The organism is Sinorhizobium terangae (assembly GCF_009601505.1).
In the GTDB taxonomy this organism is placed as follows: Bacteria; Pseudomonadota; Alphaproteobacteria; order Rhizobiales; family Rhizobiaceae; genus Sinorhizobium; species Sinorhizobium terangae.
This window is the reverse complement of the sequence record NZ_WITC01000085.1, coordinates 178729-199842: the sequence shown is the minus strand read 5'-3', so window position 1 is coordinate 199842 and position 21114 is coordinate 178729. Positions and strand designations below refer to the sequence as shown.

Below are 21114 nucleotides of genomic sequence, written 5' to 3'. Positions count from 1 at the left end.
GCGTGAACATTTCAAAGTTTATGATCGAAACGATCGCGTCCGCTTATGTTTCCTGCGCGCGGCCTTACTATTCCGAACGCCGTTGTTCCGCCTTCAGGAAATCGACGAAGGCCCTAAGCGGTGCCGGCATATGGCGGCGGCTGGCATAGTAGAGGAACGGTCCCGAAAAGCGGGTTACCCACGATTCGAGAATTGGCACGAGCCGCCCTGCTTTGATCGCCGGCGCCAGAAATTCCTCGAATGTGCGGATGACTCCGAGCCCGTCGATCGCCGCGCCGACTTCGAGATCGATCGCGTTGGCCAGGATGACTGCGGGCGGCGCAATGGTCAGGGCGGCATCGCCTTCTCCAAACTCCCACGACAAGGCAACACCGCTTGGGAAACGATGGCGGATGGTGGCGTGTTCGAGAAGGTCACGCGGATGTTGCGGTATGCCGTGTCGGGCAAGATAATCCGGGGAAGCGGCGGTAAGATAACGCTGCACGCGCGGGCCGATCGGGATAGCGATCATGTCTCGCTCGAGTCGTTCCTCGTAGCGCACGCCAGCGTCGAATCCAGCGGCGAGAACATCGATGAAGCCATCCTCTGCTGTCACCTCCACCGTAATCGCCGAATTGGCTTTGAGGAAGCGGCCGACAAGTGGCGGCAGGATTTCGCGGGCGACGATTGTCGGCACATTCAGCCTAAGCGTGCCCGCCGGGCTGTCGCGGAGGCTGCCCACCTGATCGAGCGCTCCGGCGATCTCTCCAAGTGCCGGCGACAAGCGTTCGAGCAGGCGCGTGCCCGCCTCTGTCGGGGTGACGCTGCGGGTCGTGCGATTGAGCAGTCTCACGCCCAGCCTCGCCTCCAGCCGCCGCAACGCCTCGCTGAGCGCGGAAGCCGAAACGCCGCGTTTGCGGGCAGCAGTGCGGAAACTGCGTTCACGGGCAACGGCGGCAAAGGCGTCAAGATCTGCGAGCGGAAGGTCGTTCATTGTACGGAATTACGGACAAGCTGTTTGGCTTGCGGCCGATTATCGCACACTGCGACCTGAAGTAAATACGACGGTGAACGAAACGGCCGGACAACGGCCTCATCGAAGGAGAAGTGAGATGCAAAAGGTTTCGCTTGGAGAATCCGGCCCGGAGGTTTCCGTGATCGGGCTTGGCTGCATGGGTATGTCGGGCATGTACGGTCCGTCGGACCGCGCGGAAAGCATCGCCACCATTCATGCCGCGCTTGATGCGGGTGTCACATTGCTCGACACCGGTGATTTCTACGGCATGGGTCACAACGAGATGCTGATCGGGGAGGCCCTCAGGGGACGCGATCGCGATCAGGCGCAACTGAGCGTCAAGTTCGGTGCGTTGCGCGACGCTGCCGGCGCGTGGATGGGATATGATGGCCGCCCGCAGGCCGTGCGCAATTTCCTCGCCTATACGCTGCAACGGCTGGGCGTAGACCACATCCATATCTACAGACCGGCTCGCCTCGATCCCGATGTTCCGATCGAGGACACCGTTGGCGCGATCGCAGATATGGTGAAGGCCGGCTATGTTCGCCACATCGGCCTTTCCGAGGTCGGCCCCGAGACGATCCGGCGCGCGGCCGCCGTCCATCCGATCGTCGATCTTCAGATAGAGTACTCGCTGATCTCCCGCGGGATCGAGGCGGAGATCCTGCCGACATGCCGCGAGCTCGGTATCGGCATCACGGCCTACGGCGTCCTTTCGCGCGGCCTGATCAGCGGCCACTGGCAGAAGGGTGCGGCCAAGGGCCGCGATTTCCGCGCCATGAGCCCGCGCTTCCAGGAAGGCAACGTCGAGCAGAACCTGGCTCTGGTCGAGGCGCTGCGACGCGTCGCAGATGCAAAGGGCGTTACTGTCGCGCAGATCGCGATCGCCTGGGTCGCCGCGCAGGATGCAGATATCGTCCCGCTTGTCGGCGCGCGCCGCCGCGACCGGCTTGCCGAAGCGCTTGGTTCGCAGGCCGTTCGCCTCGACGCGGATGATCTGGCGGCGATCGAACGTGCCGTGCCGAAGGACGCTGCCGCCGGTGCTCGCTATCCGGAAGTGCAACTCGCGCACATGGACAGCGAACGGCACGGCTGAACCTCATGCATGTCGCCCGACAGTGTGCAGCGGTTTCGGGATAACGACATGCATGCAGCAAAGAATGCATGTCGCCCGACAGTGTGCAGCGGTTTCGGGACAACGACATGCATGCAACAAAGATTGACAGCGCGTCACTTGTTTCCAAGTGACGCGCGTTAGTTGTTCGGATCGGGCTTGAGCGCCCGCTCCGGAGGATCCCGATCAGACGGACCCGGAGAAGGTGTCGCAAGCCGACATCTGGCCGCTGTCGAAGCCGCGCTGGAACCATTTCATCCGTTGCTCAGATGTGCCGTGGTTGAAGCTCTCCGGGACGACGTAGCCTTGCATGCGCTTTTGCAGCGTATCGTCGCCGATCTGCGTGGCGGCATTCAGCGCCTCCTCCAGGTCGCCGCGTTCCAGCAGTCCTTTCTGCTCCGTATATTTGCCCCAGATGCCGGCGAAACAATCGGCCTGCAGTTCGACGCGGATCGACATTTGGTTTGCATCGACCTCGCTCATGCGCTGCCGCATCTGATTGAATTTCGGCAAGACGCCGATCAGGTTCTGCACGTGATGGCCGACCTCATGGGCAAGCACATAGGCCTGGGCGAAGTCGCCGGCGGCATCGAATTTGTGAGCGAGTTCGTCAAAGAAGCTCATGTCGAGATAGACCTTGCGGTCGCCCGGGCAATAGAACGGGCCGGAGGCGGCCGAGGCAAAGCCGCAGGCCGAACGGACGGAGCCATTGAACAGCACCAGCTTCGGCTCCTCATACTGCTCGCCGCTCGCCTGGAAGATACCGTTCCAGGTGTCCTCCGTTTCGGCGAGCACCGTCGCCATGAAGGCTTTCATCTCTTCCTCTTCGGCCGAGCCTTGTGGCACCTGCGAGCCGTCGCTCTGCTCGAAGCCGGGTATGTTCATCGGGCCGCCTTCCAGGACCTGAAGCATGTCGATGCCCATAGCCCGGAGCACGAAGTAGAGGATGACAAGAAAGATGATCGTGCCGAAGCTCAATCCTCCGCCGGCGCGGCGCATGCCGCCTCCCCCGCCCGGCAGGCGGAACCCGCCGCCACGGCCGAAGGGGCTGCCTCCCAGACCGCCTTCGGGGCTCGCCCCGCGCTGATCCTCAATGTTTCCGGATTGGCGGCGGCCTTTCCATTCCATGATCAGTCCTCCAGGCGTCGCATCAGCTTTAATGCATTGAATGATTTATATGCCCGAGCGACGATCCTTGTAAAACGCTATCCCCGCCGCGCCGTTTCATCCGGCCGTTCTTTGCGGGCTTTCTCATTTTCCAGCGACCGTTCCGAGGGGTGCGGGAGTGGGCGCCACAAATATCTTCGCATTATTGTCGATTCCGAAATTTTCGGGGTTTCGCTTGCAGAAACATTTGCCTATAAGCCGCTTCTAGCCTGAAAAGACCATAAATGCGCGCCCCGGCCGGTGACCTCCCACCCTGGCCGGTTTTTCGCGCAGCTAGAGACGGATAAGAGCTATGCCGAAGCGCCAAGATATCAAATCGATCCTCATAATCGGCGCGGGGCCGATCGTCATCGGTCAGGCATGTGAGTTCGACTATTCCGGCACGCAGGCCTGCAAGGCGCTGAAAGAGGAAGGCTACCGCGTCATCCTGGTCAATTCCAACCCGGCCACGATCATGACCGACCCGGGGCTGGCGGATGCGACCTATGTCGAGCCGATCACGCCGGAAGTCGTCGCCAAAATCATCGCCAAGGAACGCCCGGATGCACTCTTGCCGACCATGGGCGGCCAGACGGCACTCAACACCGCGCTCTCGCTGCGCCGCATGGGCGTGCTCGACCGATATAATGTCGAGATGATCGGCGCCAAGCCGGAGGCGATCGACAAGGCCGAGGATCGTGCCCTCTTCCGTGAGGCCATGGCGAAGATCGGTCTTGAAACGCCCAAATCGCGGCTTGCGAACGCGACCGACATCAAGGATCTGGATCGCAAAGCGCATGAGGCGGAACGGGCGGAGCTGAAAGCCCGGCTTGACGGCGCCGAGCTCGACAGGGCGCTCGATGAACTGGAAAATCAGTGGAACCTCGGTGAAGGCGACCGCAAGCAGCGCTACCTCAACCACGCCATGGCAATTGCCGCGCAGGCGCTCGACGACGTCGGCCTGCCCGCGATCATCCGCCCCTCTTTCACGCTTGGCGGCACCGGTGGTGGCATCGCCTATAACCGTTCGGAATTCTTCGAGATCGTCGGGAGCGGTCTCGATGCGTCGCCGACGACGGAAGTCCTGATCGAGGAGTCGGTCCTCGGCTGGAAGGAATATGAGATGGAGGTCGTCCGCGACAAGGCGGACAACTGCATCATCATCTGCTCGATCGAGAACATCGATCCGATGGGCGTGCACACGGGCGATTCGATCACCGTTGCGCCGGCGCTGACCTTGACCGACAAGGAATACCAGATCATGCGCAACGCCTCGATCGCGGTGCTGCGCGAGATCGGTGTCGAGACCGGCGGCTCGAACGTGCAGTTTGCCGTCAATCCGGCGAACGGTCGGCTGGTCGTCATCGAGATGAACCCGCGCGTGTCGCGCTCGTCTGCGCTGGCATCCAAGGCAACCGGCTTCCCGATCGCCAAGATCGCGGCAAAGCTTGCCGTCGGCTACACGCTCGACGAACTGGAGAATGATATCACCGGCGGCGCGACTCCCGCATCCTTCGAACCCTCGATCGACTATGTCGTGACCAAGATCCCACGTTTCGCCTTCGAAAAGTTCCCCGGCGCCGAACCGACGCTGACGACCGCGATGAAGTCGGTGGGTGAAGTCATGGCGATCGGCCGCACCTTCGCCGAATCGCTGCAGAAGGCATTGCGCGGTCTCGAAACGGGCCTCACCGGTCTCGACGAGATCGACATCCCGGACTTCGACGAGAACGGCGACGGCCGCAACGCCATCCGCGCGGCGATCGGCACGGCGACCCCCGACCGGCTGCGCATGGTTGCCCAGGCGCTTCGTCTCGGCATGAGCGAGGCGGAGGTCCACGAGGCGTGCAAGATCGACCCGTGGTTCATCGCCCAGTTCAAGGCGATCGTCGACATGGAAGTGCGCATCCGCGAGCACGGCCTGCCACAGGATGCGGAAAACCTGCGTATGCTCAAGGCCATGGGTTTCTCCGACGCCCGGCTTGCGACGCTCACCGGCAAGCGTCCGAAGGAAGTGGCGGAACTGCGCAATGCGCTCAACGTTCGCCCGGTCTACAAGCGCATCGACACCTGCGCGGCCGAGTTCGCCTCCCCGACCGCGTACATGTATTCGACCTATGAAACGCCTTTCGTGGGTGCCGCGCGTTCGGAAGCGCAGGTTTCCGACCGCAAGAAGGTCGTCATCCTCGGCGGCGGCCCGAACCGGATCGGCCAGGGCATCGAGTTCGACTACTGCTGCTGCCACGCGGCCTTCGCGCTGAAGGACGCAGGCTACGAAGCGATCATGGTCAACTGCAATCCGGAAACCGTTTCGACCGACTATGACACGTCCGACCGGCTTTATTTCGAGCCGCTGACGGCGGAAGATGTGATCGAGATCATGCGCGCCGAACAGGAAAACGGCACGCTGCACGGCGTCATCGTTCAGTTCGGCGGGCAGACGCCGCTGAAGCTTGCCGAAGCGCTGGAAAAGAACGGCATTCCGATCCTCGGCACCGCGCCCGATGCGATCGATCTCGCCGAGGACCGCGATCGATTCCAGAAGCTCTTGATGAAGCTCGATCTTAACCAGCCGAACAACGGCATCGCCTATTCCGTCGAACAGGCTCGCCTCGTTGCCGCGGAAATCGGCTTCCCGCTTGTCGTGCGCCCGTCCTATGTTCTGGGTGGCCGCGCCATGCAGATCATCCATTCGGAAAGCATGCTGCAGACCTATCTGCTCGATACGGTACCGGGGCTGGTGCCGGAAGACATCAAGCAGCGCTATCCAAATGACAAGACTGGACAGATCAACACGCTGCTCGGCAAGAACCCGCTGCTTTTCGACAGCTACCTGTCGAATGCGACCGAAGTGGACGTCGACTGCCTCTGCGACGGCAAGGACGTTTTCGTCTCGGGCATCATGGAGCACATCGAGGAAGCCGGTATCCACTCCGGCGACTCCGCCTGCTCGCTGCCGGTTCATACGCTCGACAACGAGCTCGTCGATGAGCTTGAACGCCAGACGACGGCGCTTGCCAAGGCGCTCAACGTCGGCGGCCTGATGAACGTGCAGTTCGCCATCAAGGACGGCACGATCTACGTGCTCGAGGTCAACCCGCGGGCGTCGCGCACCGTCCCCTTTGTGGCGAAAACCATCGGCGCGCCGATCGCGAAGATTGCGGCACGCGTGATGGCGGGAGAAGCGCTGGAGACGGCGATTGCCGCCTATGGCCGGAAACCGGACCCGCGCAATCTGAAACACATCGCCGTCAAGGAAGCGGTCTTCCCGTTTGCCCGGTTCCCTGGCGTCGACACGCTGCTCGGGCCCGAAATGCGCTCGACCGGCGAAGTTATCGGCCTCGACACGGACTATGCGCTCGCCTTTGCCAAGTCCCAGCTCGGCGCGGGTGTGGACCTGCCGCGCGACGGAACGGTTTTCGTTTCCGTTCGCGACGAGGACAAGGTGCGCGTGCTGCCGGCAATCCGGATTCTCGCCGACATTGGCTTCAAGGTAATGGCGACCGGCGGTACGGCGCGTTTCCTCGGCGAGCAGGGCATTGCCGCCACCAAGATCAACAAGGTCCTCGAGGGCCGGCCTCACGTCGAGGATGCAATTCGCAACCGACAGGTCCAGCTCGTCATCAACACGACCGATGGCAACAAGGCGATCTCCGATTCGAAGTCGCTGCGCCGTGCGACACTGATGCAGAAGGTGCCGTATTACACCACGATGGCCGGCGCCGAAGCGGCGGCGCTTGCGATTAAGGCCTTGAAAGCGGGCAACCTCGAAGTGCGTCCGCTGCAGAGCTACTTCGACGCCTGACAATGTGCCTCTGCGCACCCGGTCTCGGGTGCGCAGCTTCATGCATGGCAAGCCCATCCCATCGAACATCTGCCGTCGCATTTACCCTTGTGAATGCAACCTGAACGTTTGGTTCAGGTTGCATTCGAAGGCGGCATGTTTTTATGCCGCTATGCGCATGAGAGCCGGAATCGGCCGGCGACGCGCATGACCGGGGCAACGACGTGCAGCTTTATTTCTTCGATCTTCGTTGGGGCGATGAACGATTCGTCGACGATGAGGGCATCGCCCATTTTGACGAGGGTTCGGCGCTTTATTACGCTCAGCGCATTGCCGACAAGATCGGTCGCGACGCAGGTTACGGGTCGCTGAAGGTCGAGGTGCGCTCAAAGAGAGGCACCCTGCTCGCGACCGTGGTGCCATCGGTGGGGCGAGGTCGCGAGCGACTTGCCTTGGTCGGCCGGCGTTATCCGGGTCTCTTTCGCAATCCAGCCGACGGCGCCCCGGGTCCGGCTACCGTTCCCATGAGCCCACTGTGACGCTTGCAACCGGGAAGGAAGCGATCGGCACCGATCGCGCAAACGCAGCGGCTCAGCCCGATCTTTGCGTGCCGGATCGCTATTGAGGCACGCCGTCGCGCAGCAAGCGCAAGGTCCTGGCACCGAAGAAGAGCGATGCGGCAGCGATGGCGCAGCCGAGCGCGAACACGCCGAGCAATGCCGCGCACAGCACTGAGTCGCTCGCGCCTTCATCGAAACCGAGGGCATTGGCCGTCACACCGAAAACGGCTGCGCCGATCGCGTAACCGGCCGATTGCAGCGTCGGCAGCAGTGCGGAGGTCTTGTCGCGCTCCTCGGTGGGCGAGGCATCCATCAGCAACTGGCTGAGTGTTCCCCAACTGATGCCGAAGCCCATACCGATGGCGATCTGGCTCATGAAGACCAGCCGGTAGTCGCCGGTGCCGACGGTGAGCGTCAATCCGACGAGGCCAAGGCAGAGAAGCAGCGGTCCCGCGCAGATCAACTGAACGCGCAGGCCACGCGAGCGCAGGCTTGCGACCAGGATTGCTGTTGCGCTCCAGGAGATGGCCATCAAGGCGCTCGAGGAACCGGCGGCCGTCGGGCCGAAACCCCAAAGATGCTGCAATGCATAGACGAGATAGACGGAGCCGGACGCCTGGGCGAGCGGCATTAGGAGCACGACCCAGAGGCCGGCGCCGAGCGGGCGGTTGATCGAGAAGGCGCCGGAGGGCAGGATGGAGTTCCGCGATCGCCGGTCGACGCGGATCGTGTTGATGAAGATCGCGAGCGCTGTCGCCAGCAAAGCCGCCATGGCGTAGCCGTTGCCTGCCGTGTTGGAGACCGAAATCAGCAGAACGCCGATGCCAAAAGCGGTGAGCCGCAGTAACGGCACCGATCCTGTCGTCTTCTTGCCGCCCTGCCCCGGCCGGCGAACGATGGCGCCGACGAGCACGAGGAAGATCGCTGCGGCCGGCACGTTGACGAAGAAGGCGGCGCGCCAAGACCAATATTCAGTGAGCAGCCCGGAAATGAGCGGTCCGGCAAAGGCGGCGGTGGCCCAAACGATCGCCTCCGCTCCAAAGATCTTGGGCACGAGTCGCGGCGGGAAGAGCTCGGGTATCAGTGCATAACAGACGGCCGCGATGACGCCTTCGCCCAGTCCCTGCAGCACCCTGCCGGCAAGCACCTGCGGCATGCCGGTGGCCGCCGTGGCGATGACAGTGCATGTGCCGAATACAAGCGCGGCCGCGATCAGCGTGTTGCGCGCGCCGAACCGGGCCTTCTGGTTTGCCGCCACGGCGCCGCCGACGATGGCGAAAACGAGGTAGAGCGTGAGCGCCCATGACAACAAGGCTGCGCCGCCGAATTCCTCGACTGCTGTCGGCAACGCCGTCGAAACGAAGAATTCGTTGAAGGCGAAGAGCGCAACGCCGAGGCGCAGTGTCACCGTCGCAGCCAGGTGGTGTGGCCGCAGGAGTTCGCTCCAGCGCCCCTCGATTTCCCTTTGCCCCGCCACGTTCGACGCCCGTAGATTTTCTGCTGTCAAACTCATTGATCCGATTCCATCGTTCATGGAACCAGCACTGATACGACCTCAACCGCGGTTGAGGTAAAGAGGTTTTCTTTGTGACCCGCGCTTGTTGTTCAATCGCTCCGGTTGTACTTCCACCTCTTGGCGCCTCGGGAGGGCCGCGAAAAATCTGGCTTTCGCACTTCCGTTTCTGTTATAAGTGCGGTTCGGATGTTTCGGACGGTTCCGACGCTGGCGCGCCGGAGGCCGTTTTCTTTTGCGTTGGCGCCGCCGAAAGGTGGCGCCGCGTGTTTGATGAAGGATGATGAAATGGTCGACAAAGTGCCGATGACACAGGGTGGATTCGCCAATCTGCAGGAAGAACTGCGCTGGCGGCAGCAAGGAGAGCGCCCGCGAATCATCGAAGCGATCGCCGAGGCCCGCGCCCATGGCGACTTGTCGGAAAACGCTGAATATCATGCTGCCAAGGAAGCGCAGAGCCACAACGAGGGCCGGATCACCGAGCTCGAGGATCTGATCGCGCGCGCCGAGGTCATCGATCTTTCCAAGATGTCGGGGTCGAAGATCAAGTTCGGCGCCAAGGTCAAGCTCGTCGACGAGGACACCGAAGAGGAAAAGACCTACCAGATCGTCGGCGACCAGGAAGCCGACGTCAAAGCGGGTCGTATTTCGATTTCCTCTCCGATTGCCCGTGCGCTGATCGGCAAGGAAGTCGGCGACTCGATCGAGGTCAACGCCCCCGGCGGCTCCAAGACCTACGAAATCCTCGCCATCCACTGGGGCTGAACGGCTCCGGCGTCATGATTTGGGTTGTGGTAACCCAATACGTGACCGAAGTTACCAAGGGAGGAGTGCGCTCATCCCGCTTAAAGGGGCGTGAGGCTCGCTCCGCCCCCTTCCCCCCTTTTGCAAATGATGCCCCTTTTGCAAAATGATGATTGTCGCATGTGCGAGGAGTGCGCTCACGTGGCCGATATCCGGGACATCGAGGTCATTGCGCCCAATTTCAAGCAACGCCTCTCCGGCGTCACTTCGACGATCATACAGCTCGTTCCGATCCAGCGTGCGCTCGGCCAGAAGATTGCGGTTCTCGGCCCTGGCCTTCCAACGACGTTGCCGTCGATCCGCTTTCGGGATCTGATCCATCTGTGGAAGGCCCCGGCGGGCCGGCCTTGCCGCGTCTGGCACGCGCGCCGCAATGTTGAAATGCTGCCGGCGATCATCCTGCGCGATCTTCTGCGCATGAAAATCAGGATCGTTTTCACGTCCGCCTCGCAGCGCCGGCACACGGGGTGGAGCAAGTTCCTTATCGGCAGGATGGATGCGGTGATTGCGACGAGTGGCAAGACAGCCGCCTATCTGCAGGTGCCGAATACCGTGATACTGCATGGCATAGACACCAGGCGCTTTCGCCCGGCGGCGGACAAAGCGGAAGCAAAACGTGCACTTGGGCTCGATTCTGGCAAGAAGATTGCTGGCTGTTTCGGACGCGTGCGCCGTCAGAAGGGTACGGATCTTTTCGTAGACAGCATGATTGCGCTCCTGCCCAGCCGCCCCGACTGGTGCGCGGTCGTTGCGGGGCGCGCGACCGGACAGCATCTCGCCTTCGAGGCGGAATTGAAGCAACGGGTTGCCAAGGCGGGCCTTGCAGATCGCATCCTCTTCGTCGGAGAACACACCAACATCCCCGATTGGTACCGGGCGCTCGACCTTTTCATCGCACCGCAACGCTGGGAGGGATTCGGTCTGACACCATTGGAGGCCATGGCAAGCGGTGTTCCGGTCGTGGCAACCGACGTCGGTGCTTTCTCGGAACTGATCGCCGGCGGTACCGAGGAAACGGGCGTCATCATTGCAGCCGACGATTTGGACGCCATGGTCGATGGTGCGGCCGCTTTCATGGATGACCTGCCGAGATTGTCGGCCGCTGCCGCCAACGGCCTTTCGTGGACCTCGAAGAGCTTCGCGATTGAGGGCGAAGCGCGGGCAATAGGCGCCATCTACGAAAAACTCATGCGCTGAGCGACATAGAAAAGACTACCGCTTTGAGCCGAAAAGCTTCAGGTAGGCGTCCGTAATGGCCTCTTTGGAAAATTGACTCATCAGAGTCTGGTGCCCGCGCTCGGCAAGGCTTGCGCGCAGCGCATCGTCGCTGACGATCCGCTCGACCGCATGCGCGAAGCCGTCCTCATCGCCGATATCGACCATCAGACCGTTTTCCCCATCGCGCATGAACCACTGCGGCCCCTCGGACCGGCTTGAGACGACCGGTGTTCCTTGCGCCCACGCCTCGAGAATGACATTGCCGAGTGGCTCGTGGCTCGAAGCCATCACGAAAATATCGGCTGCCGCAAGGAAGGGCCTCGTGTCCTTCTGCCATCCGGCGAAGCGCACACGGGCGGCGACACCGAGATCGGTTGCGAGCTTTTGAAGGTTGTCCCGCTCTTCACCATCACCGAGCAGCCAAAGGTAAGCGCCGGGCACTTTGGCGATCGCCTGGATCAATGTATGGAAACCCTTGCGTTCGACAAAGCGCCCCATCGACATGACGACCGGAGCTTCCTCCGGCGTGTCGAGCGTTGCCCGACTGACTGGTTCGACGCGGTCGGTGTTGGTGAAGTTCGAGATGATCTCGATCTCCCGCTTCCAGCCGAGCTTGCGAACATGTCCGGCAATGCCGGGCGTATTGCAGACGAGGCAGTCGGTGTTGCGAAAATAGTCGAGGCGTGGCGGATAGTCGCCGAGCCGGGAAATCTTGATGCAGCCCTTGTAGGCCGGCATCAGTTCGCTGGCGCGTGGTGCCCAAGCCATCAGCGCGTCCGGCCGGTCGCGCCTTGCCATGTGCATCACCCTGCGCGGCAGGAGCAGGCGATCGAGCGACAGGTTTCGGAAATGGCTTTCCACAATCCTGGTTGCGCCTTCGATCTCCGGGCGCCAGATACGCTGCGGTCGGATGACGGCCGTCTGCTTCACACCGCGCTCGGCAAGCGCGTTGACGAGATGGACGAAGAAACGCTCGGCGCCGCCATCCTTGCCGAAATGGAAGTGCATGATCTTCATTGCTTACTCTGCGCCCCTGGAGAAGAGTTCGAGATAGGCGTCGGTGATCGCCTGCTCGGAAAAGCGCGTGCGCAATGTTTCGCGGCCGCCGACACTCAATCTTTCCCGAAGCTCCGGATCGTCGCGTAGTCGACGGATTGCGTTTGCCAGGCCGTCGTCGTCGCCGCGGTCCACCATCAGCGCGTCGACTTCGTCCGTCATCACCCAGGACGGCCCCTCCGCGCGCGATGAGATCGTCGCCTTCCCGGCGCCCCAGCCCTCGAAGCAGACGTTGCCGAGCGGCTCATGCGAAGAATTGATGACGAAGACGTCACCGGCAGCGAGATAGCCGTAGGCGTTGGTCTGCCAGCCCGTGAACCGGACGCGGTCGCGAAGGCCCAACTCGTCCGTCAGGCCCTCGAGCCGCTCACGCTCCGGCCCATCTCCGACGAGCCAAAGGTGGGCGCCATCGACCTTCTCGATCGCACGGATAAGCCCGTCGAAACCCTTGCGCCTGACGAACCGACCCATGCCGACGACTACGAATGCGTCCGCCGGTGTCTGCATCTCGTCGCGTGCGATTGGAGCGACCGGTATCGCGCGGGTGAAGTTCGCAATGACTTCGATCCCGCGCTTCCATCCGAGCTCGCGAACCTTCGCGGCCATGTCCGGGGTGATGCAAACCAGCGTCTCCACATTGGTATAGTAGCCGAGATGCTCGGGATAATCGCCGAGGCGAGATATGCGCAGGGCGCCCTTGTATGCCGGCATGAAACGGCTTGCCCGCAATTGCCATGCCATGATGACGTCGGGCCGGAATTCGCGAAGAATGCGCCGCATCCGCCAATGCAGAAGGAAGCGCGAAAGCGATATTCTGCGGAAGATACCTTCGTAAACCGTCGCACTGCCTTCGATATCCTTGCGCCAACTGCGGTCGGGCCGGATGAGCACGCGTTGTTCGACGCCCCTGTCATACAGGGCATTGATGAGGTTGACGAAGAATCGTTCTGCTCCGCCTTCCTTGCCGAAATGAATATGCATGACCTTCATGGGTTACCTTTCGAGGCTTGGATCACCCTTCCCGGAATGGCGCTAGTGGGAAAGCGCGTCGTCGGTATTCGGCCGTGCCTTGAGCGCGTGCCTTTGATACATCTTGGCCGCCGTCAGAAAAGAATAGACAGCGCCTGTCATGGCCTCGATGAAGCCCGACAGGCCGCAGCGCCAAAGGCCGTTGCGAAAATAGAGGCGAAAGAAATAAAGCGGTGGACCGAAGACGAGCTTGTAGGACCTGGGCGGCTTGCCTGCTTCAAACTGCTGGTCGGCTTTCAGGCTCGAGTACTTGTTTTCCTTAAGGATCTGCTCATCCATCAACAGCGGCCGGAAATGAAGAAGGCTTCCGGAGCGGGCGTTCTCGACCTTGCCGTCCGGTACGATTCCTTCATGTACCTTCTGACTGAGATCGTATCGCCCCCTGCCTCCGCGGATCAGGCGCAGGTTCCGCCGCTCATGCACCTTTGTAGGTGTATAGCCGTAGCCGATAAGGTAAGGTCGTCGCGCAACGCGCCATCCCACCGTGTCCGCTGGGGCTTGGAGAAGCTCCGGCAAAAGCTTGCGCAGCGGCGCATCCAGCCTTTCGTCCGCATCGATATTGAAGCACCAAGGCTGGCTGCATTGCTCGAGCGCGAACTGCTTCTGTCCTGCATAGCCGCGCCACGGCTCATACAGGAATCGGATCGGCCAGCCCCTGTCGATATAGGACTGCACCAGAGCCGCCGTGCCGTCGGTCGAGCCCGAATCGACGATGACGATCTCGGCGCATTGATCGAGGCTTTCGATGCAATTGCCCAGATAGCCTTCTTCATTGAGGCAGATGATGAAAGCGGAAAGCGGAAGCTTGGAGGTCACGCCGATGCCTTTTCAAGCTGTTTGCGAAACGAGCCGCGCCAGCTTACGAAACATTCCGGCATTTTCCCCGATGGGGAGCATGTTTTCACGAGCAATTTCCTACAGGGGCCGCAGGCTGAACGAGGCGAACGCCGGCCGCACGGCTAGATTTCCACCTGGCACGCGTCCTTCACCTGGCGGATCGTCAGCATCGTGCGTACCGTGTCGACATTGTCGGTTGCCGTCAGTTCCTCAATAACGAAATCCTGGAAGCTCGCAAGGTTCTCGGCTACGCACTGCAGCAGAAAGTCGGATTCGCCCGAGACCATCCAGGCCTCGCGGACGAGCGGCCATGATGCGGTGCGGGCGGCGAATGCTTTGAGATTCGCATCCGATTGATGCTTGAGGCCGACCATACAGAAGGCAACGAGGTCGTAGCCGAGCGCCGACGCGTTGAGCAATGCGCGGTAGCCGCGAATGACACCTGATTCCTCCAGCTTACGGACGCGGCGCAGACAAGGAGGCGCCGAGATGCCCACGCGCTCGGCGAGCTCGACATTCGTCATCCGGCCGTTGCTCTGCAGTTCGCGCAGTATTTTCATATCGATGGCATCGAGCTCGACGCGTATGACCATTGCCTAGCATCCCCAATTGTCGGCCTTGGCGAGGAGGCCTTATATGCCCGCCAGCAGGATCGTCGACAGTATCGGGCCGTCCCCGCCGCAACTGCCCTGACGAATGTAGCGCCAATCGCCGCTTCAAGCTGCAAGCGGACGATAGCGCCGTCGCCACGAATGCGACAGGTCCGCCGTTCCTGCAAGCGGCTAATTTCGCTCCGGTGAGTAGCATGCAACGTGACGCCAAAACGAGAGCACTCACTGCCGCATGCACAAAAACCTTCGGGCTGCGCCTTCAGGACGGTGGCGGCGCAAACACAGCGGATTGCCGTTGCGGCGGAATCGCACACCGTGGTCGGCCGATGCGTCGAAAACGATGCAAAAATGCCCGATCTGGTGCCAAAACGCTGCCCCTGCCCCAAGCACTTGTGTGTATCGGCGGCCGCACCCTTGAAAGTACGAGCGGTGAATACCTAAAGTAAGGCAATATTTTGCCAATAACCACGGAACCGGATAATGCTGCCTCGGCTCTCCGGCCTTTCAAGGACACGTTCATGACCGCCCGCCATACCAAAGTGCTGATTATCGGCTCCGGCCCTGCTGGCTATACTGCGGCGATCTATACGGCACGCGCCATGCTGTCGCCGGTGCTGATCGCAGGTATGGAACAGGGTGGCCAATTGATGATCACCACCGACGTGGAGAATTATCCCGGCTACGCCGATCCGGTCCAGGGCCCCTGGATGATGGAACAGATGCTGAAGCAGGCGACGCACGTCGGCGCGGAGATCGTCAATGACCTCGTTACCGATGTCGATCTTTCCGTCCGTCCCTTTCGCATCAAGACCGATAGCGGTAACGACTGGACCACGGACGCATTGATCATTGCTACCGGCGCCAAGGCGAAGTGGCTGGGCATCGAAACGGAGCCGACCTTCATGGGCTTCGGGGTTTCGGCATGCGCCACCTGCGATGGCTTCTTCTATCGGAACAAGGATGTGATCGTCGTCGGCGGCGGCAATTCCGCCGTGGAAGAAGCGCTCTACCTTTCGAACCTGGCAAAGACCGTCACCGTCGTTCACCGCCGCGACGCATTCAGGGCGGAAAAGATCCTTCAGGAGCGTCTTTTCGCCAAGCCGAACGTGAAGGTCATCTGGGACCACGAGGTCGTCGAATATCTCGGCACGCCCGCAAAGCCGCCGATGCCTGCTTCGGTCAACGGCGTGAAGCTTCGCAATACCAAGACCGGCGAAACCACGGACATGGTGACCGATGGTGTTTTCGTCGCGATTGGCCATGCGCCGGCGGTGGAGTTGTTCAAGGGCAAGCTTCGCCAGAAGCCGAACGGCTATCTCTGGACCGCACCGGACTCGACGGCAACCGATGTCGCAGGCGTGTTTGCTGCCGGTGATGTCACCGACGACGTCTATCGCCAGGCAGTCACGGCCGCCGGCATGGGCTGCATGGCGGCGCTCGAGGCGGAGAAATATCTGGCGGGTCATATGCCCGTCGCAATTGCAGCCGAATAGAAGCTGCGAATCGGGGCGCGCGCCGCAAGGCGCCGCGTCTCGCGTGGGAACAGATGCATCAGCCACAACCGGAGGACGATTACACAGTTCCCCGGGAGTGGTCGTTTATGGGGGCATTCATGTCGTTAGACTGGGATAAACTGCGCATATTTCATGCGGCGGCCGAGGCAGGCTCGTTCACGCATGCGGCAGACAAACTCCATCTTTCGCAATCGGCCATTAGCCGTCAGGTCAGTTCGCTCGAACAGGACGTCGGCATCAAGCTCTTTCATCGCCACGCGCGCGGTCTGATTCTCACAGAACAGGGTGAGATTCTATACCGCACTGCGCACGAGGTGCTGATGAAGCTTGAGAGCGTCAAGGTGCAACTGACCGAGACGACCGACAAACCGACCGGCAAACTGCGCATCACCACCACGGTCGGCCTTGGCCAGGGCTGGTTGACCGACAAGGTTCAAGAGTTCATGTCGCTGCACCCCGACGTGCAAGTCCAGCTCATTCTCGACAATGAAGAGCTCGATGTGAACATGCGGCACGCCGATTGCGCGATCCGGCTGCGCCAGCCGCAGCAGTCGGATCTGATCCAGCGCAAGCTTTTCACGGTGCACATGCATGTGTATGCCGCCCCCTCCTACATCAACAAACACGGTGAGCCCCAGTCCGTCGAGGATCTGGACAATCATCGGATCATCACCTTCGGTGAGCCCGCGCCAAACTACCTGCTCGATGTGAACTGGCTGGAGATCGCCGGACGCGATCACGACAATCCGCGGATCTCGCATTTGCAGATCAACAGCCAGACCTCGATCAAGCGCGCCTGCCTGCTCGGAATCGGCATTGCCATGCTTCCCGACTACATCGTCGGCCGCGACCCGGGGCTCATTCAGCTCCCGATCAGCGCGGATATCCCCTCTTTCGACACCTATTTCTGCTATCCGGACGAAATGAAGAATGCAGCGAAGCTGAAAGTCTTCCGTGACTATATCGTTGCCAAGGCGCGCAACTGGAATTTTTGACGGCTGCTTCAGTTGCTTGAATTCTGGGCAATTGCTCAGTGCGTTCGTAAGTCTTTGTTTCAGAAAGATATATTCTAACGCGGAAGAAGGTCTCTGTAGATTGGAAGCATTGTGCGCTGCAAAAATGTGCAGGAATGCGCGCACGGCATGGCTGTCATGCATATTAAATGATTGCTGCACGCCCAAAAAAACAGCATACCAAACCCAGCTGATGCATCTTTGGTGGCTTCTCCTCCCAGTGCCACCGCAGCAGCTGTTCCCCTCTGGAGGTTCTTATTACCTTCACAACTACAAGGGCCCAAGTTTTCTTGTGGCCCTCTTTTTTTGCCTGCCGTTTGGTCACAGCCGTCAGTTGAGAAAAACGCAGGAGCGCGCTATTGAAAGCCGCCCTTGCGCTCCCCATATCCCTTTTGGCTGATGCATATGGCGGCATTCTCCTCCCAGCCGCCGCAGCAGCTGTTCCCCTCTGGAGGTTTGAAACCTTCACAACTGTAAGGGCCCAAGTTTTCTTGTGGCCCTCTTTTTTTGCCGTTGAAACAGCGTGATTTCAGATCGACGCAAAGGGGGGTGCCCTGGCGTTGGAAAGGTGTGCTTGGCGACTCCTTTCACGGCACTCCGCAAAATCACGGGCATGTGATTTGTATATCGAACTTTATCGATACATATATTGATATAACCAGGTAAGGCGATTTATCATGGACAAAGACGAGATCCTGAAGGCGTTGGCGCATCCGGCCCGCATGGAAATCCTCACATGGCTGAAGGAGCCGGAGGTGCATTTTTCCGGTCAGGAGCATCCTCTTGAAATGGGTGTCTGTGCCGGGCAATTCGAACGTTGCGGACTGTCGCAATCGACTGTGTCGTCTCACCTCGCCGTGCTCCAGCGCGCCGGCTTGGTCACGACCCGCCGTGTTGGCCAGTGGGTTTTTTACAAGCGCAACGAGGAAACGATCGCCGAGTTCCTGAAGGCTATCGGCAATCTTTGACGGCATTCGTCCTCCCAAGCCTCACTTTCTCCCAAGTCTCAACCGAAACGGAAAGGACATTTTCATGGCTTCTCTCTTCGACCCGATTACGATCGGTGACATCACGCTCAAGAACCGGGTGGTGATGGCTCCGCTTACCCGCAATCGCTCACCGAAAGCGGTCCCGAATACGCTGAACGTAACCTACTATGAGCAGCGCGCTTCCGCCGGCCTGCTGATTACGGAAGCGACAGCGATCACGCATCAGGGGCAAGGCTATGCGGACGTTCCGGGTCTTTATACGCCCGAGGCGCTCGAAGGATGGCACAAGGTGACGGAGGCAGTTCATAGGGCTGGCGGCAAGATCGTCGTCCAGATGTGGCATGTCGGTCGCATCTCGCACACATCTCTCCAGCCAAATGGCGGTCAGCCCGTGGCTCCGTCGGCGATTCGGGCAAAGTCGAAGACCTATCTTGTCAATGGAGACGGAACTGGCAGCTTCGCGGAGACGTCCGAGCCTCGCGCGCTGGACCTGGCGGAAATTGCCGGTATCGTCGAAGACTACCGCAAAGCCGCACGCGCCGCGATCGATGCCGGCTTCGACGGCATCGAAATCCATGCCGCAAACGGTTATCTGATCGACCAGTTCCTTCGCTCCGGTTCCAACAAGCGCACCGACGCCTATGGCGGCTCGATCGAGAATCGCGCGCGCTTCCTCTTCGAGGTGGTTGATGCGATCACGAAGGAGATCGGCGCGGGGCGCGTCGGCATCCGTATTTCGCCGGTCACGCCGTCCAATGATGCCTTTGACCCGGAACCGCAGGCGCTCTTCACCTACGTGGTGGAAAAGCTTGCTCGCTATCCGCTTGCCTATCTTCACATCGTCGAAGGTGCGACAGGCGGGGCACGCGATCATCAGCAGGGCGATCGCCCCTTCGATTACGCCGGTCTCCGAGCTGCTTACGCCGCCGCCGGCGGCAAGTCTGCGTGGATGGCGAACAACGGGTATGACCGCGAACTTGCCGTCAGAACCGTCGAAAGTGGTGAGGCCGATCTGGTCGCTTTCGGCAAGCCCTTTATTGCCAACCCCGATCTCGTCCGCCGGCTTAAGGACGGTGCAATGCTCAATGCGCCTGACCAGGCGACCTTCTACGGTGGCGGCGCCAAGGGATACACTGACTATCCGCTGCTTGATCAGGTGGCTTGAGGCCTAAGCCTGGATTAGGGGTTCCGTGAAACGCGGGGCCCCTTTCTGCCTGGTTTCTGGAGGAAGGCGAAAGTGCCGAACGTCCGCTCGCCATTGCGGAGATTGCCGCGGCTACACTGAACCGCTAAAGCTCACTGCGTTCTCGATGGCGTCGTGTCGCTGCGCTGTTGATCGAGAGCAGTCAGGGAGAGCAACATGCAGATCAGAGATGCGGCCGACGGCGATCTCGAAGCCATTCGCGATATCTACAACGATGCGGTGGCGAACACGACAGCGATCTGGAACGAAACGCTCGTGGATATCGCCAATCGTGCTGCATGGCTCAAGGCACGAACATCGGCCGGTTTTCCTGTGCTCGTTGCCGTCTCAGACGCGGGCGACGTCATCGGCTATGCCTCCTTCGGTGAATGGCGTGCTTTCGACGGCTATCGCCACACGGTCGAGCATTCGGTCTATGTGCGCAGCGACCGGCGCGGAGGCGGTATCGGCCGGGCGTTGATGGTTGCGCTCATCGAGCGCGCCGAGGCACTTGGCAAGCATGTGATGGTCGCTGGGATCGAATCGAGCAACCTCCCCTCGATCCGTTTGCACGAGCAGTTGGGCTTCGAGCAGACCGGACACATGAAGGAAGTCGGTACGAAATTCGGCCGCTGGCTCGATCTGACCTTCATGCAGCTGACCCTGCGCACCGGTTCGCCGACCTGAGATTGTCTTCGCTGTTTTTCGTTATCGGCGAAGATGCTATGTATGCTCACTCGTTCGTCACCGAGGAGCCGCATGGTCGAACAGAGCCGAGCGCGCAGATGCCGCATCTGGGGCAACCGAATGGGACGTCTGGCGCGCGCTGCCGGCGCCGCGTTGTCGGTCGCCGCGGGGTTCTGCGCTGCCGTCTCCGGAGATGCGGAGGCCCGCACCGATGCGCCGCCGGTTCCTCCGCGAAAGTGTCTCTATTCGGGCATTTCCGCAGCAAACCCGTCTCTTCGTCTCTGCATCAGCCCCGATAATTTTGCCCGAGATGTCTGCGGCATCATTGAGCACTACGCCGAGGCAAACGACCTGCCCGCCCCCTTCTTCGCGCGGTTGATCTGGCGCGAAAGCCTTTTTCAGCCGGACGCCATCAGTCCGAAGGGTGCGGAGGGAATTGCCCAGTTCATGCCGGCAACGGCAAAGCTGCGCGGCTTGTCGGACAGCTTCGATGCTGTGGCGGCACTCGGGAAATCGGCGGAGTATCTAAGTGAGCTGAAGTCGCGTTATGGCAATCTTGGCTTTGCCGCGGCGGCCTACAATGCTGGCGAGGCGGGCCTTGAGCGCTTCCTCGAAAATGACCGGCTGCCCTACGAGACGCGCGACTACGTTTTGGCGATCACAGCTTATCCTGTCGAAGACTGGCGCGACAATCCACCAAAGTTGCTCAATCTTGAGCTCGACAAGGATAAGAGCTTCCTGGATGGCTGCGTCGCGCTGGCCAATACCCGGCGGCTGCGCGAGCTCGTCATAGCCGACGAGGCCGTCTGGGCGCCCTGGGGCGTCCAGCTCTCGGCGCATTATCAGAAATCCGGTGCGCAGCGGCTGTTCTTGCACGCAGTGAAGAGACTGCCGGCGCCAATCAACACCGAAAAGGCAGTCCTCGTGCGGGAGCGAAACGGCGCCTTTGGAGCGAGAAGACGGTACGCGGCCCGCATCGGCCGGCAGACGCGCGCCGAGGCAAACGAGCTTTGCGCCGCCATTCGCAAGAGCGGCGGCGCCTGCGTCGTTTTCAAGAACTGA

Annotated in this window: 18 protein-coding genes; 11 read left to right on the top strand and 7 right to left on the bottom strand. The window is 60.9% G+C overall.

Going from position 1 to position 21114, the window contains the following annotated elements; translation table 11 throughout:
• Positions 1-67: 67 nt before the first annotated feature.
• Entirely contained in the window at positions 68-973 is a 906-nt protein-coding gene (locus GHK62_RS20775) for a LysR family transcriptional regulator (protein ID WP_153441000.1), read from the bottom strand.
• A 118-nt stretch (positions 974-1091) separates the two neighbouring features.
• On the opposite strand from GHK62_RS20775, the gene GHK62_RS20770 reads away from it, so the two are divergent.
• Positions 1092-2090 carry an aldo/keto reductase gene (locus GHK62_RS20770; RefSeq protein ID WP_153440999.1) on the top strand — a complete coding sequence of 333 codons (999 nt, stop codon included), beginning with the start codon at positions 1092-1094 and terminating at the stop codon, positions 2088-2090.
• 204 nt (positions 2091-2294) lie between these two features.
• Here GHK62_RS20770 and ypfJ read toward each other — a convergent pair whose 3' ends face one another.
• A complete protein-coding gene (gene ypfJ / locus GHK62_RS20765; RefSeq protein ID WP_153440998.1) occupies positions 2295-3236 on the bottom strand; it encodes a KPN_02809 family neutral zinc metallopeptidase in 942 nt (313 codons plus the stop codon).
• Positions 3237-3567: 331 nt separating this feature from the next.
• On the opposite strand from ypfJ, the gene carB reads away from it, so the two are divergent.
• On the top strand, positions 3568-7059 hold the full coding sequence (carB, locus tag GHK62_RS20760; protein WP_153440997.1) for a carbamoyl-phosphate synthase large subunit: 3492 nt from the start codon (positions 3568-3570) through the stop codon (positions 7057-7059).
• 203 nt (positions 7060-7262) lie between these two features.
• Positions 7263-7577, top strand: a complete 315-nt coding sequence (locus tag GHK62_RS20755; RefSeq protein ID WP_184108739.1) for a DUF6894 family protein — start codon at positions 7263-7265, stop codon at positions 7575-7577.
• A gap of 79 nt (positions 7578-7656) precedes the next feature.
• On the opposite strand, the gene GHK62_RS20750 is transcribed toward GHK62_RS20755, so the two are convergent.
• Positions 7657-9111, bottom strand: a complete 1455-nt coding sequence (locus tag GHK62_RS20750) for an MFS transporter (RefSeq protein ID WP_153440996.1) — start codon at positions 9109-9111, stop codon at positions 7657-7659.
• A 288-nt stretch (positions 9112-9399) separates the two neighbouring features.
• On the opposite strand from GHK62_RS20750, the gene greA reads away from it, so the two are divergent.
• Complete coding sequence (gene greA, locus GHK62_RS20745) at positions 9400-9876, top strand: transcription elongation factor GreA (RefSeq protein ID WP_153440995.1); 477 nt, start codon at positions 9400-9402, stop codon at positions 9874-9876.
• A gap of 180 nt (positions 9877-10056) precedes the next feature.
• Positions 10057-11112 (top strand): glycosyltransferase family 4 protein, encoded by a 1056-nt coding sequence (locus tag GHK62_RS20740; RefSeq protein ID WP_184108741.1) that lies wholly within the window; start codon positions 10057-10059, stop codon positions 11110-11112.
• A gap of 15 nt (positions 11113-11127) precedes the next feature.
• On the opposite strand, the gene GHK62_RS20735 is transcribed toward GHK62_RS20740, so the two are convergent.
• From GHK62_RS20735 to GHK62_RS20720, 4 genes are all read right to left on the bottom strand, one after another.
• A complete protein-coding gene (locus GHK62_RS20735) occupies positions 11128-12150 on the bottom strand; it encodes a glycosyltransferase (protein ID WP_153440993.1) in 1023 nt (340 codons plus the stop codon).
• A 3-nt stretch (positions 12151-12153) separates the two neighbouring features.
• Complete coding sequence (locus GHK62_RS20730; protein WP_153440992.1) at positions 12154-13179, bottom strand: glycosyltransferase; 1026 nt, start codon at positions 13177-13179, stop codon at positions 12154-12156.
• Positions 13180-13221: 42 nt separating this feature from the next.
• Positions 13222-14034: a glycosyltransferase family 2 protein gene (locus GHK62_RS20725; protein WP_184108743.1), complete on the bottom strand. Its 813-nt coding sequence runs from the start codon at positions 14032-14034 to the stop codon at positions 13222-13224.
• Positions 14035-14177: 143 nt separating this feature from the next.
• A complete protein-coding gene (locus GHK62_RS20720) occupies positions 14178-14648 on the bottom strand; it encodes an Lrp/AsnC family transcriptional regulator (RefSeq protein ID WP_153440991.1) in 471 nt (156 codons plus the stop codon).
• A 536-nt stretch (positions 14649-15184) separates the two neighbouring features.
• Between GHK62_RS20720 and trxB the strand changes: the two genes are divergently transcribed.
• From trxB to GHK62_RS20690, 6 genes are all read left to right on the top strand, one after another.
• Complete coding sequence (trxB, locus tag GHK62_RS20715; RefSeq protein ID WP_153440990.1) at positions 15185-16159, top strand: thioredoxin-disulfide reductase; 975 nt, start codon at positions 15185-15187, stop codon at positions 16157-16159.
• A 119-nt stretch (positions 16160-16278) separates the two neighbouring features.
• A complete protein-coding gene (locus GHK62_RS20710) occupies positions 16279-17175 on the top strand; it encodes a LysR family transcriptional regulator VtlR (RefSeq protein ID WP_153440989.1) in 897 nt (298 codons plus the stop codon).
• A 695-nt stretch (positions 17176-17870) separates the two neighbouring features.
• Positions 17871-18161: an ArsR/SmtB family transcription factor gene (locus GHK62_RS20705; protein WP_153440988.1), complete on the top strand. Its 291-nt coding sequence runs from the start codon at positions 17871-17873 to the stop codon at positions 18159-18161.
• 64 nt (positions 18162-18225) lie between these two features.
• Positions 18226-19347 (top strand): alkene reductase, encoded by a 1122-nt coding sequence (locus GHK62_RS20700; RefSeq protein WP_153440987.1) that lies wholly within the window; start codon positions 18226-18228, stop codon positions 19345-19347.
• A 195-nt stretch (positions 19348-19542) separates the two neighbouring features.
• Positions 19543-20052, top strand: coding sequence for a GNAT family N-acetyltransferase (locus tag GHK62_RS20695; RefSeq protein WP_153440986.1), 510 nt, complete (start codon positions 19543-19545; stop codon positions 20050-20052).
• 72 nt (positions 20053-20124) lie between these two features.
• The gene (locus GHK62_RS20690) at positions 20125-21114 is read left to right on the top strand and encodes a transglycosylase SLT domain-containing protein (RefSeq protein ID WP_153440985.1); all 990 of its coding nucleotides are present in this window, start codon (positions 20125-20127) and stop codon (positions 21112-21114) included.

Coding starts and splice junctions, on each gene's coding strand:
- GHK62_RS20775 (WP_153441000.1), bottom strand. CDS start 973: ATGAACGACCTTCCGCTCGCAGATCTTGACGCCTTTGCCGCCGTTGCC.
- GHK62_RS20770 (WP_153440999.1), top strand. CDS start 1,092: ATGCAAAAGGTTTCGCTTGGAGAATCCGGCCCGGAGGTTTCCGTGATC.
- ypfJ (WP_153440998.1), bottom strand. CDS start 3,236: ATGGAATGGAAAGGCCGCCGCCAATCCGGAAACATTGAGGATCAGCGC.
- carB (WP_153440997.1), top strand. CDS start 3,568: ATGCCGAAGCGCCAAGATATCAAATCGATCCTCATAATCGGCGCGGGG.
- GHK62_RS20750 (WP_153440996.1), bottom strand. CDS start 9,111: ATGAGTTTGACAGCAGAAAATCTACGGGCGTCGAACGTGGCGGGGCAA.
- greA (WP_153440995.1), top strand. CDS start 9,400: ATGGTCGACAAAGTGCCGATGACACAGGGTGGATTCGCCAATCTGCAG.
- GHK62_RS20735 (WP_153440993.1), bottom strand. CDS start 12,150: ATGAAGATCATGCACTTCCATTTCGGCAAGGATGGCGGCGCCGAGCGT.
- GHK62_RS20730 (WP_153440992.1), bottom strand. CDS start 13,179: ATGAAGGTCATGCATATTCATTTCGGCAAGGAAGGCGGAGCAGAACGA.
- GHK62_RS20720 (WP_153440991.1), bottom strand. CDS start 14,648: ATGGTCATACGCGTCGAGCTCGATGCCATCGATATGAAAATACTGCGC.
- trxB (WP_153440990.1), top strand. CDS start 15,185: ATGACCGCCCGCCATACCAAAGTGCTGATTATCGGCTCCGGCCCTGCT.
- GHK62_RS20710 (WP_153440989.1), top strand. CDS start 16,279: ATGTCGTTAGACTGGGATAAACTGCGCATATTTCATGCGGCGGCCGAG.
- GHK62_RS20705 (WP_153440988.1), top strand. CDS start 17,871: ATGGACAAAGACGAGATCCTGAAGGCGTTGGCGCATCCGGCCCGCATG.
- GHK62_RS20700 (WP_153440987.1), top strand. CDS start 18,226: ATGGCTTCTCTCTTCGACCCGATTACGATCGGTGACATCACGCTCAAG.
- GHK62_RS20695 (WP_153440986.1), top strand. CDS start 19,543: ATGCAGATCAGAGATGCGGCCGACGGCGATCTCGAAGCCATTCGCGAT.
- GHK62_RS20690 (WP_153440985.1), top strand. CDS start 20,125: ATGGTCGAACAGAGCCGAGCGCGCAGATGCCGCATCTGGGGCAACCGA.